Origin of the sequence: Mesorhizobium sp. L103C131B0, from assembly GCF_000502275.1 — a bacterium.
Classification (GTDB): Bacteria; Pseudomonadota; Alphaproteobacteria; order Rhizobiales; family Rhizobiaceae; genus Mesorhizobium.
Genome location: NZ_AYXC01000024.1, coordinates 1 through 11,935, shown reverse-complemented (window position 1 = coordinate 11,935; position 11,935 = coordinate 1). Strand labels below are relative to the sequence as shown.

Annotated in this window: 9 protein-coding genes and 3 pseudogenes; 4 read left to right on the top strand and 8 right to left on the bottom strand. The window is 57.5% G+C overall.

The genetic code is table 11. The features are described 5' to 3' along the window. Positions 1-113 precede the first annotated feature (113 nt). Positions 114-809 (top strand): OmpW family protein, encoded by a 696-nt coding sequence (locus tag X730_RS138615; protein WP_023827432.1) that lies wholly within the window; start codon positions 114-116, stop codon positions 807-809. Between the two features lie 402 nt (positions 810-1,211). Here the strand turns inward: X730_RS138615 and X730_RS138620 are convergent, their stop codons facing one another. Further along, positions 1,212-1,430 carry a helix-turn-helix transcriptional regulator gene (locus X730_RS138620; RefSeq protein ID WP_023730016.1) on the bottom strand — a complete coding sequence of 73 codons (219 nt, stop codon included), beginning with the start codon at positions 1,428-1,430 and terminating at the stop codon, positions 1,212-1,214. Positions 1,431-1,552: 122 nt separating this feature from the next. Between X730_RS138620 and X730_RS138625 the strand changes: the two genes are divergently transcribed. Continuing rightward, on the top strand, positions 1,553-1,819 hold the full coding sequence (locus tag X730_RS138625; protein WP_023827431.1) for a DUF2285 domain-containing protein: 267 nt from the start codon (positions 1,553-1,555) through the stop codon (positions 1,817-1,819). Positions 1,820-2,182: 363 nt separating this feature from the next. Here X730_RS138625 and X730_RS138630 read toward each other — a convergent pair whose 3' ends face one another. The 5 genes from X730_RS138630 to X730_RS138645 all read right to left on the bottom strand — a co-directional run bounded on the left by X730_RS138630 (position 2,183) and on the right by X730_RS138645 (position 7,169). Further along, a complete protein-coding gene (locus X730_RS138630) occupies positions 2,183-2,923 on the bottom strand; it encodes an autoinducer binding domain-containing protein (protein WP_032910351.1) in 741 nt (246 codons plus the stop codon). Positions 2,924-3,114: 191 nt separating this feature from the next. Continuing rightward, a complete protein-coding gene (locus X730_RS1000000167775) occupies positions 3,115-3,438 on the bottom strand; it encodes a hypothetical protein (RefSeq protein ID WP_155922529.1) in 324 nt (107 codons plus the stop codon). A gap of 4 nt (positions 3,439-3,442) precedes the next feature. After that, positions 3,443-4,462 (bottom strand): GlxA family transcriptional regulator, encoded by a 1,020-nt coding sequence (locus tag X730_RS138635; protein ID WP_196814849.1) that lies wholly within the window; start codon positions 4,460-4,462, stop codon positions 3,443-3,445. Between the two features lie 35 nt (positions 4,463-4,497). Beyond that, complete coding sequence (locus tag X730_RS138640) at positions 4,498-5,607, bottom strand: mandelate racemase/muconate lactonizing enzyme family protein (protein ID WP_023827429.1); 1,110 nt, start codon at positions 5,605-5,607, stop codon at positions 4,498-4,500. An 8-nt stretch (positions 5,608-5,615) separates the two neighbouring features. After that, entirely contained in the window at positions 5,616-7,169 is a 1,554-nt protein-coding gene (locus tag X730_RS138645; protein ID WP_023827428.1) for a trimethylamine methyltransferase family protein, read from the bottom strand. 1,019 nt (positions 7,170-8,188) lie between these two features. Here X730_RS138645 and X730_RS138650 point away from each other — a divergent pair. Beyond that, a complete protein-coding gene (locus X730_RS138650; RefSeq protein WP_023827426.1) occupies positions 8,189-10,486 on the top strand; it encodes an AAA family ATPase in 2,298 nt (765 codons plus the stop codon). A gap of 52 nt (positions 10,487-10,538) precedes the next feature. Here X730_RS138650 and X730_RS1000000168820 read toward each other — a convergent pair. Beyond that, positions 10,539-10,923, bottom strand: a pseudogene (locus X730_RS1000000168820) (transposase); the annotation flags it as partial. Between the two features lie 148 nt (positions 10,924-11,071). Here X730_RS1000000168820 and X730_RS01000000164840 point away from each other — a divergent pair. Further along, positions 11,072-11,612: pseudogene (locus tag X730_RS01000000164840) on the top strand (transposase); the annotation flags it as partial. A 49-nt stretch (positions 11,613-11,661) separates the two neighbouring features. On the opposite strand, the pseudogene X730_RS1000000168815 reads toward X730_RS01000000164840, so the two are convergent. Beyond that, positions 11,662-11,935: pseudogene (locus tag X730_RS1000000168815) on the bottom strand (hypothetical protein); the annotation flags it as partial.

The window sequence follows — 11,935 nt, the reverse complement described above, 5'->3', positions numbered from 1 at the left end:
GAGCACAGTGCAAATATGTGTGCACAGTCACGCGGATGCTCCGTTAATCTCAAGCAATCCAACAGGGTTTTCATAGTGCAATCGATCATTTCTGAAGAGCAAGGAGAGATATCATGGCGAGAAAACAAACGGGCGTGGCGCGGGGAGCAACAGCGGCCGTCGTCCTCATGGTAGTGGGACAGCAAGCCGTTGCGGCCGACCTTGTGCAAGCCCCGAGCGTCCCGCAGGCAGGAGCCTCGGTCCCGGAACGGCCAAGCCCTTGGCAGATCCGCCTGCGTGCGTTGGGGGTCGTCACTGAGGATTCGGGCTACGTCAATGCAGTGCCCGGATCCGGTCTTTCCTATTCGGACACTGTGACGCCGGAACTCGATATCTCCTATTTCCTCACGGGCAATATCGCCGCCGAGCTTATCCTCGGCACCACCTACGCCAACATCGAGGGCCAAGGAGCGATCGGCGCGCTGGGCAATATTGGCAAGGTTTGGCTGCTGCCGCCCACGCTCACATTGCAGTATCATTTTACCGATTTCGGCGCGTTCAAGCCCTATGTAGGCGCCGGCGTGAACTACACGATCTTCTATAACCAGGGTGCCGGCAGCGCCGATGCTCTCAAGGTTAAGAATACGTTCGGCACGGCGCTGCAGGTCGGATTCGACTACATGGTGGATCAACACTGGGGTGTTAACTTCGACGTGAAGAAGCTGTTCCTCAAGCCAGACTTCGATGTAACGGTCGACGGGGCGAAGCTGACTGGAAAGGCGGAGCTCGATCCCTGGTTGATAGGCGCAGGTGTAACCTACCGCTTCTGATGCGCAACGCGAAGGTGGGCTGCTGATAGCCTATCTAAAATGAAGGGCGCCTCGGGCGCCCTTTTCCACGCCGGCGCTGCACGGGCCAGTCGACCGGATCATTAGGGGGGCCTTGTAACTTGGGGGACGTGTCCGAATGGAGGAACGTTCTGATGAATTTATGCAATGGCCATCCAACGCATAGCAGCCGATTGTCGGGTTACTTGAAGAAGCCGTTGTTGAGTGGGCGTTCCGGCTGCACCCGACAGGTACTTGCCAGTAGCAGCCGACAGGCTGCCCCGCGCCAGGGGCGCGATGCCGAACGGGGTGAGATCACTTAAGCCTCTCGAAGAAGGCGGGGCGCGGTTGACGAACATCCCCGCGGCGCGCGGGGCCGTAGCAATTACTTGGAAGTCGGGTGCGTCAGGCCTGTTTGTCGGGCCTAACCAGATCCGTGTGGCTGACGCCGAGGGCCAATGCCAGTTCATAGATCGTTATGATCGTCGGATTTCTTCGGCCTTTCTCCAAGCCGCTGATGTACTGCTGGCTGAACCCGGAAATCTCGGCAAGCTGCTCCTGCGTCAGACGCTTCCTTAGCCTGATCCTCTGCACATTACGTCCGACCAACCTGCGCATATCCATGCACGACAGCCAGCGGATTACGCAGCTTGAGTTTATCAACTATAATATGTAATCCACATCGAGCATCTAAATCCGCTGGCGGAGGGCTTCGCGGAGGCCGTTTTCCGGAGGTATAACCAGCGATGTTACAGCCTAAGTCGAACACGCCAATTGCTGACGAAGTGCACTGGTCGGACAGCCTCACGGCCTACGATAAAGCGCATTTCACGACTTATATGCGGCTCCTAGACGCCTCCTCCGATGATGCGAGCGAAGAAGAGATGGCCCACGTCATCCTCGGCATCGATCCAGCACGCGAACCGGAGCGCGCCAGGAAGGCTCTTCGTAGTCATCTCGACCGTGCGAACTGGATGGTCACTACTGGCTACAAGAAATTGTTCGCCGGTTGAACAATTACACAGTGCGCTCCATTTCGCCTCAGCAAGGAAATCCCTGTACTCGTCTCTACGAGCGCGTGCCGTCCTGGATGGCGCGGCGAACGCCTCCACGCAGATGATCGGCAGGATTCTCACCGGCCAGCCTGAACCCGTGGCTCGTTATATCATCTGTTTAGCTACGCCCGGATGACTGCCAGATCCTTGTGTCCACCGCAAGCGGCCGATCAGGGTTTCGGCATTTCCCGTTCCACCCCGGCAGGCGAACCGGCCGAGCGCCTGGAAGACGAGGCAGAGGCGACCTTGCATTGGAGGCGAATGGCAAGCCGAAAACAGCCTGTGCTCATGCTCAACAGAACCAAAGACGAATTCAGCTTCTCAGAAAATTGAATATCGGGAGGAGGCCAGCAGGGCTACGGCCTGATCCTTGGTGTGCACGCCGAGCTTCTTCTTCGCATTGTCGAGGTGGAAATCGACGGTACGCGGCTTGATGCCCAAGATGCAGCCGACAGCCCAAGAGGACTTGCCGCGCGAGGCCCATTGAAGGCATTCATATTCACGAGGTGTCAACGAAACGCCGTCCACGGTTCGATTGCCGGACAGCTTTCGACGAGCATAAATGTGAAAACATGTCGCCATGAGTTGGAGCGCCTGTTCGTATCGCCCAGCAACGCGCAGGGAGGCGGAATTGGGCTTATCAGCGGCAAAGGTCATAGCTGCAACACAGCCTCTGCGATCGATAATCGGGATCGTCAAACCGCACCGGATGCTGAACTGGGCCGCCTCATCGAATAGCTTCTTTTGAGCCGGCGACATCTCAACGCAACGCAAATCCGACCCCGGCCATTGAAACGGGGAGCCGCCACACCGCGCACGCATAATGACGGGATCGACTTTCTGATACTGGTTTTGCAGATAGTGCGCGGTCCAGGGAGGTGGATAGTTTGAGATCAGCTTGGGCTCGCCACAAGACTGCAATGGCAAAGACAGATAGGCAAAGGTGAGTAGATCAAGTGCTGCGGCCGCCCCAGCCATGGCATCCCGGAAATCTGTTTCATCGACACTCTCCGATAACTTTTCCAGAAATGTCTCGAAGAGAGGCGGCATGTTCTTCGTCATTGTCCTAGCTCAATCGCTTTGTCCGTCTGCTGCGCGCCGTTCTGACCTGGAGACTCCGCCATAAGCCGGGGCCGCATAACTGCGGCCGGTCTTAGCAAGCAGAGCTGACCGCTTTAGAATGCCACAAGGCGCTGCGTGATCTTCGCATAGTCGTCACCAACCGCAGCTGCGCTGGACTGTTCGAACGGCCATCACGGAGAAGCTACAGCATCTTCCCAACGCAATAACGCAATCGGAGAGATCTTCTTGTGAAATGAAATCATCGCCGCCCCCGCATCATGCAGTCGTGAGAAGTCATCCTGCGCCACCACGGTCGGGGCGGCATCAAAGCCGTCATCAATCCAATGGTTGGCGCTGTCGACACGGAAGAGAACAACGGATAAGCCCATCTCGCCGCTTTGAGCGCTATGATCCGGACGTATCGTTGCGCCGCTTTCCGATTGTTGGTGGGCAGATCGACTCCAAACATTGGCATGGATAGGGGCGCCGCTATTCTCCGCTAAATTCAATACCAAGCTATCATCTTAAGCCGGGCCCAACCCAGGCCGGCACTATCGCTCGACACTGCTGCGGCGACATTCCATTGAAGGCTCTGAAGCACTTCGCGAAATGCGAAGCAGACGTAAACCCGCAGGCCATGGCAATGTCGATGATGGGCATCCGCGTGCCTTCGATCAGGCGCTTCGCATGGTCTGTGCGGATCCGGAGATAGTGGCGCACCGGCGGAAGTCGGACATGGGAAGCGAACAAGCGTTCCAGCTGGCGCCGCGATACTCCGGCCCGTTGCGCAACCTCTTCCATTGTCAGCGGGAACTCCACATTTTCTTCCATGATCCGCATTGCCATCAAGAGCTTATCGCTCACACCGGCAAAGGCCAGACCTGACGGCCCAGTCTGGCGGTTTGATCCTGAGCGCTGACCTTGGACAGTCGCGTGGCGGCAGACCTCCTGTGCGATATACCCGCCGGCATGGCTGCCGATCAGATCCACCGCCAGGTCGAAGGCTGCCAGTTCTCCTGCGCAGGTTGAATACTGGCCGTCCTTGACAAACAAAGAATCGCTTATGCGGGGTTGGTTGAACACTTCGGCAAAAGCAGCGAGCCGCGACCAGTGTATCGTGCAGCGTGTACCTGCCAGAAGGCCCGTCCGAGCGAGCAGCCATGTCGCTGTCCCAACCGCAGATATCGGCACCGCGCGACGCGCCATCGTTCGCAGAAATCCGTTGAGCTCAGGCGTCAGTTGCTGTTCTACCGGCTCGCCCGTCACGATTGCGAGCTGGTTCGGTCTGCGATCGTCCGAGCCGAAAGCCAGCTCGTCTATCCCGACATCGACAGCAACCGAAAGGCCGTTGGCGCCCTCAATTGGCCGAGCGTCAAGCCCCGCGATTCGCCACCGGAACAGCGGCAGCCTCGATACCGTGTTGGCGATGCGAAAGGGTTCGATATATGCGTGAAGCGCCAGGTGCGAGAACCCGGGTAACAAAAGAACCACCAGGTCAAACGGTCGATCGGCCGCCGCCGAAATTTTCGGCGTGGCCAACGACGTAATTGCGCTGATGTTGGCGGGTGCGTTCACTAGGATGCGTACGAGGCTACCGGCTCACCAAACATGCCGGGTTCCGGTTTGACGCCGAGGCCAGGCAGCTGCGGCACCGCGATGTGACCATTTTCGATGACAATCGGCTTCTTCGCATCGAAATGTCCTTCGAGATATTCCTGCGCGATCCAGGCGCCCTCAAAACGGCGCGGCTCCACAGTGGAAGCTAAGTGTACGCAAGCCGCCGCGATTATGTCGCCACCCCATGCGTCATCACAGCTGTGCGGTAGCGAGCGGATGGCGCAAACGTCGCGGATTGTCGCCATTTTGGTGAGGCCGCCGAGACGCGTGACCTTAAAGCCGAAGCCATCCGCGATGCCGAGGGAGATCGCCCTGAGTACCGCGTTCTGATCTTCGGTGTTCTCGTCCAAATATACCGGATGCGTCACCCTGCCCTTCAGGGTGGCGATCTCATCGATAGTGTTGCAGGGTTGTTCGAAAACGAATGGGATCGCCTGGCAAAGCCGGTCAAGATGAATGGCGGCAGCGACAGTGAGGCCCCTGTTGCCATCCACTGCGATACGAGCTTTGTAGCCGACCGCCTCCCAAACCTTGTGAATCGAGGCCACATCCTGTTCGAGATTTCGCCCCGAGATTTTGACCTGCAGGCGTGGATAACCTGACTTCACCTTGTCGGCGGCAATCCTGGCCGTTTCTTCAGGCAGGCCAACAATTAGCGAATAGTAGGCCGGAACACGGTCGCCCAGCGCGCCACCCAGCAGTGTCGAGACCGGCACTCCCAGCCGCTGGCCGAGGAGGTCAAGGAAGGCTATGTCGAAGGCTGCCTTGGCATACCCGTGCCCGTTCAATCGCTCGTCCATGCGTTTGGCGAGAAGCCTGATCGAGGCAATTTCGGCGCCCATTAGAGCCGGTGCGATTTCGGCGATCGCTGCGCGGGCACCCAATGCATGATGCGGCTGATAGACCGGTCCGAGGGGACAGGTTTCGCCCCAGCCAATTAACCCCTCATTGGTCACAACCTCGACAAGGGTGCTATCAAGCGCGTCGACGTCTCCGCTTGCCATTCGATAGGTGCCGCCTTTCACAGGCAGCTGGATCGTATAGACGTTGATCTCGTCGATGCGCATGAGAATGATTAGAATTCCTCGTTGAGCGCATCGACGGCGGGAATTTCCCTCGAGCGACGATCGATATAAGCGCGCAATTCCTCGTCCTTCGCGACATCGAGCTTAGGCTCTTCATATTCGGCCAGAAGACGGCGCGCATGATCGAGGGCACGTTGCTTGATGTCCTTGGAGCCATCAGCGTACCACTGCTCGATCGAGTTATTGTCGAAGAGTTTCGGAATAAAGAAGGCCTTCTCGAAATTCGCCTGTGTATGCGGATGTCCAAAGTAATGGCCGCCGGGCCCGACATCGCGGACCGCAGCAAGGGCTTCATCAAAGTCGTCCCACTGGATGCCTTGCGTCATGCGATAGCCCATGGCGCAGACTTCGGCGTCGACAACGAACTTTGCGATCGAGCAGTGCATTCCGGCTTCATTCCAGCCAGCCGAATGCCAAATGTAGTTTGCGCCTGACATCAGCACAGCCATCATCGTCATCGCACTTTCATAGCCAGCTTGCGCATCGAAGACCTTGGCGCCGCCGAGCAGGTTCGAGGTACGCCAAGGGACGTTGTAGCGGCGAGCCATCTGGCCGATCATGAAGTTCATGAGCGAAATCTCCGGTGTCCCTGCCATTGGCGCTCCCGATTGCATCGACACCGTCGAGAGGTAATGCCCATAGATCGCAGGGCAGCCCTTGCGCACCACCTGAGTGTAGGCGAGTGCCGAAAGCGCCTCCGCGTTGAGCTGCGCCACTGCCGCCGCGGTCGAGGCCGGCGTGTTAGCGCCCCCGAGAACGAAGGGCGAGCACAACACGGGCTGATTGCGTCGGCAGAAAGCACGCATGCCACCCAGCATGACCTGGTCCCACACGAGCGGCGAATTGCCATTGCAGTTTCCAGTGGTCACTGCATGCTTCTCGAGGAAGCCTTCGCCAAAAAGGATCTCGCACATATCGAGCACGTCCTCGGCATTCTTGGGCGAGGTGGTCATGCCCATGAATATCTTGTCGGAGTGCTTCATTGACGAATAGGTGATGTGCAAGTGCCGATGCGCCACAACAACGTCCATCGGCTCGACGATGTGGTGCGCTGACGAATGCAGCGCCGGCATCATGTGCGCCAGCTTGTGGAACGTCCCAAGGTCCGCGATCGTCGGGCCACGCCTGACGTCATCAAGGTCGCGCATGTAAGGCGCGCCGGTCATCGGCACGAAGATGGATTTGTCGCCTCCGAGCTCGACGTTCTTCGCTGGATCCCGCCCGAAGTATTCGACATTGGGGGGAATGGTCTTGATGAGTTCCATGACAAGGCCGCGGTCGAGATGAACGCGATCGTCCGCGCGCACGTCCGCTCCGACTCTCTTCCAGTCCTCAACCGCGATCGGATCGCGAAACACCACGCCTACTTCTTCCAGGATTGCGAGAGAAGCCTGGTGAATGCGTTCAACTTGCTCGGCATCCATCGGCTCTATCACCGGCAGGCCGCGCTTCAGCGTCGGCAACATGTCGACCTTTGGCGCCGTGCGGATAGTCCTCCGCGCTTCCCGCCCTCCTCTGCGAGAGTGTTGTAGTTGAGCAGTCATGCCGGCCTCCAAACAAATGCTGCGGCCGCGTGAGCCGGCCTCAACTATTGCCGGAGCCCGAAGATTTGACCTACTGCAAAAGTCTCACGCGTCTGTTGACTAAAGCGCGGCAGCAGTCGGGCACTTGCATCGGGTGACACGCGTCGGAGGCCAGTTTGGTGGCGGGCAATAGCGGGCGCCGACACTACGTATTCGGTCTGTCTCAAGAGACATTACTTGAACGGGACCGACTTTCCACCCAAGGCAGCATCGCAGGTACGGTCGACGAGGCGCCTCCGAAATAAAGTCAATCGGGAGGCTACTTTTTTGCGCCGACAAGTTTCTGCGGTTCCGTGCTAGCAATTTTTTTGCTTGGTATTGATGGGGACTCGAAGTTGTGACGCTAGGAGCCAACGTTGTATAGACAGGGGGCTGAATTTCGCAGCATGGGGTGGGAAGGAATGAGATTTGCGGGGTCTGCGACAGCCGCCGTAGCAGATTCCGTCGCGAACTCCCAACATCAGTCAGGATATTTCGAGTTCTTCCGAATCGATGATGTAATCCTGACGCGTCACTGAACCTCGCTCAACGTCAAAAGGTAGATTGCTCATCCGACATACGATGGGTGCGAAGGCGTGAGTGCCCGAAGACGCCGCCGAAGGGCGGTTTGAATGGCTTTCAGCCTGCGGCGAGCATTAACCTAATGTTGAGAACGATGTGCTTTACGAACAAAGAGTTCCGCCCGAGCGCTCAGCTCAACTGCAACCCCAACATCCCAAGGATGCGCTGGCCCAGGCTTTCCGACGTGAACGGCCGCGCGGTGCTTGTGCCCGGGATCGGCGCAAGCTCGCCGACTCGACTTCCAGCCAAACTCCACGGCGCGCTGAAGGGGTTCCAATTCGACCGCTTCGAGATCGTAGTCATTCCATCATACCAAGAATGGCTGGCGACAAGCAAGAATGTCTGCAATTCAACTCTCTTTCCAGCGCCGATTTCTAAGATCAACCAAGAGCTACAAGTGATTCTCGGGGGAAGCGGGCATGACAGAGGAACTGGTAGTATTTCGTTCGCTAAAGTCTTTCTCCGGAGCCGGAGTATGGCAAGATCACCGGGACGCCAAAGGCGAGCACCAGTTCGCCGTCAAGAACCTGATCTACGGGTTCAATGGAACAGGCAAGACGACGCTTTCTCGCGCCTTTGCGTCGATCCAGCGCGGCTATCTGGAAGATGGATTGCCCTCCACCACCAGTTTCGAGTTCACGCTTTCGGACGGAACTGCCCTGTCCTCAAAATCCCTGAGCAATCCCTTTGGCCAACGGCTTCTGGTGTTTAATCAGGATTTCATCGAACGCAACTTCAAGTGGGATGACAGTGTAGCCGAGCCAATCTTCTATCTCAGCGAACAAAGCATCGACAAGAAGGCCGAGTACGACGCTGCGATTTCAGCATTCCAGGCAGCGCAGGCTGACAGCGATGCAGCCAAGTTGGCTGAAGGTGGAGCAACAAAATCGCTGGCCGACTTCAAAACCAGGGTGGCAAAACGCGTTCGAGAGCTCGCCCCTTCGCAGCGCTACTCCCAATCCTTTGATGCAAGAAAGATCGAACCCTCGTATCTTGCGAAAGACTACTCTGCCGTTCCACTGCTGAATCAGCAAGGCCTCAACTCACGCCAGGCGCTTTTGGCATCAGGCGAGGCAAACCCTCCGCTTTCAGAGCTTCCCGCGATCAGTCCGGATCTCGCAGGATGGTGGTCCCGGCAGTTCGTCCTACTATCTTCGACACCCGGCTCCCAGTTGGCTGAAGAATTCCAGATTCACAGCCCCGCTCTAACTTGGGTCAGCGAAGGCCTTCACTACCACGACCAGAACAGGCTCACGAATTGCTTGCTGTGTGGAAATCTCCTCACTGACGAAAGAAAAAGGTTTTTAGCGCAGAATTTTGACAGTCGGTGGAGCGATTTCGTCAAGAATGCGCAGACGGAGCGAGCACAATGTTCCGCGTATACGGAACAACTTCGCGAGCTGTTCCAAGGCGTGCCCAAAGCAATCGAGCTTCAGGCTAGCCTTCTAGCGGAAGGGGAAGGCACGCAACCAAAACTTAAGGACAATATTGCCGAGTTTGGAAAACTGCTCAACCAGATGGCAAAACTTCTCGATGCCAAGGGCCTGGAACCAGCTTCGGTTCCAGACTTTTCTGGCGGGTTGTCGAGTTCATCGGCGACTGAATGGGTCGCGAAGTTCGACAGGTTACGGGGCGAGTGGAACGATATCATCTCTCGCCATAATCATGAGCACGCCGAGTTTTCTTCACGTCAGGAGCGTGCCTTCCAGGATATACGCGACCACGTGCTTGCCGAGGAGCACGCCGATTGGAAGACGCTCAGCGCGGGTACCACTGATGCCAGCAAAAATTTGGTCACAACGGGCCGAAAGCTGTTGGACGCGCGACAAAAGCGGGACGCACTCAGTGATGTCATGCGGACGCACGGCGCCGGAGCCGACAAACTGAACAAGCTGCTGAAGAGCTACCTCGGGCATGGTGGCATTTCACTGCGCACATCCAACGAGGGTTACCAACTGATCCGCTCCGGTGGTACTCCTGCGACACAGCTGAGCGAAGGTGAGAAGGCAGCACTGGCCTTTTGTTTCTACCTGACGCAGTTTGAGGCAGAGGGACGAAAAAAGAAGGAGTTGATTGCTGTCATCGACGACCCAATCTCTAGCCTCGACACATCGGCCAGGACTCACGCATTCAGCCTGATGAGCCGCATGACGAAAGATTGCCGTCAGGCGGTGGTGCTCACCCACAACATGTCATTCATGAACATGGTGAAGCGAGAATTCACTAAGAACGGCGGCCCAGCGCAGAGCCTATTTCAACTCGAATGCACATGCCAGATGGACGACCCGGACAATCGGGCCACTCGTTTGAGGCCAATGACGAATCTAATCAAGGATTACGACACCGAATACCATTATCTTTTTGAGATCGTGCTGAAGGCCTCGAGAACCGGTGCGTCAGAGTTCCACTACCTGCTTCCGAATGCGACACGGAAGCTCCTGGAAATGTTTACTGCCTTCAGCGCTCCAGATCAAAAGAGCTTTGCTGGTGCACTTGGATCAAGTGGCGTGCAATTGAAAGAAAACGACCCGAAAGCCCTAGAGCGGCTCATCCAAATTGAGTCTCACGGAACTATGGAAGGGCTATCGTCGCTTCCAGCTCTGACCGTCGAAGAAGCTCTGCGGGCGACCAAGGCCGCCATTGAATTCATCAAGCGGCGCGACGATAAGCATTTCAAAGCCATGTGTCGCGTTTGCCTGGTTCCGGAAGAGACATAGCCTTCCAACAACGTGCTCAAATCTGCCCTTGCTGTGACGTTGCCCCCAGTTTCTATCCAGTTTTGAGTTCGTTTCCGGCGTTGGATTTGCCCTGATGGGCGGTGGAAGCGACGGGCGCTGGCGCGGAGCCTTTCGCATTGCGCAGCGCGAGCGACCGTCGCGGATTGAAGGTCTGTGCAAACTCGTAAACTCGTTCGGCGTCTGCCATCCGATTTGCGAATGAGGCCGCGCGCTGTTGTAGTTGGCGCGCCACAGGGCCAGGGACGCGCGGGTCTGTGGGAGCGAGGTGAACAGCGTCTCGTTCAACAGTTCGTCGCGCAGGCGGCCGTTGAAGCTCTCGATGAAGGCATTCTGCATCGGCTTGCCCGGCGCGATGTAGGGCCATTCCACCCGATGATCCCTCTAGCCGAGGATGCGTTCGAGGTGAACTCGGTGCCGTAGCACCTACGGAATGAAGGAGCGGCGGCAGCCGGGACAGCGTGCGCGCAGCTTTTCGCTGCAGGCGCGCACCGGTCGAGGCGGCCATGGCCAGTCAAAGTTTCTCTAGAATGTGAATGCTCACAACCCATTCCGGAGAGACCGACCATGACCACTTCAGATTCTACACCCGCCGCTGCGGTGCTGGTGGCGATCGACATTGCCAAGGTGCGCAATGAAGTTCTGATCGAAGCACCAGGCCACAAGCGACGGCGTCGCCTTTTGGTCCTCAACACCCGTGCTGAGCACGACCATCTGATCGAAGTGCTGCAGGCGTACGGCCGCCCTGTGGTCCGCGCCTTTGAGGCGACCGGGAACTATCACCGGCCGATAGCATGGCGCCTGGGCTGAAGCGGGTTTTGAGGTGCGGCTGGTGTCGTCGCTGGCACTGGCCCGAACACGAGAAGCGTTGCACAATAGCTGGGACAAGAACGATCCAAAGGATGCACAAGTGATCCTGCACATGCTCCGATCCAGGCGACGCAGGTCTTACCATGATCCGCTGCGGGCCGGCATCAACGACGTGCAGGAACTGTCGTAGACACATGAAGCGATCGCCAGGGCCAAGACCGAGATCCAGAACCGTATCCTGACGCACTACCTGCCGCTGTATTTTCCCGAGATCGATTGCTTCCGGGGTAACATGCGTGTTTCAGAAATTCGCGGACACCCATTCCGCTAGAGCAGAATCTGATCACTCAGGCTCGTATCCTGCGGCGCAGAAGTAGTTTGAGCACTGCTCGGCGGTGAAGCGTGGCAAGGCGTCGCGGATTGCGTCCCAAAGCTCGGGGATGTTGCGTGCGGCGGCTTTCCTGAGGNGCGGTGAAGCGTGGCAAGGCGTCGCGGATTGCGTCCCAAAGCTCGGGGATGTTGCGTGCGGCGGCTTTCCTGAGGATCGACTTCAGCTTGGAGAAGGCATTCTCGATTGATGGTGTGGATGGCTCCTGCTCCCGGCGTCGCATTGCGCCATAG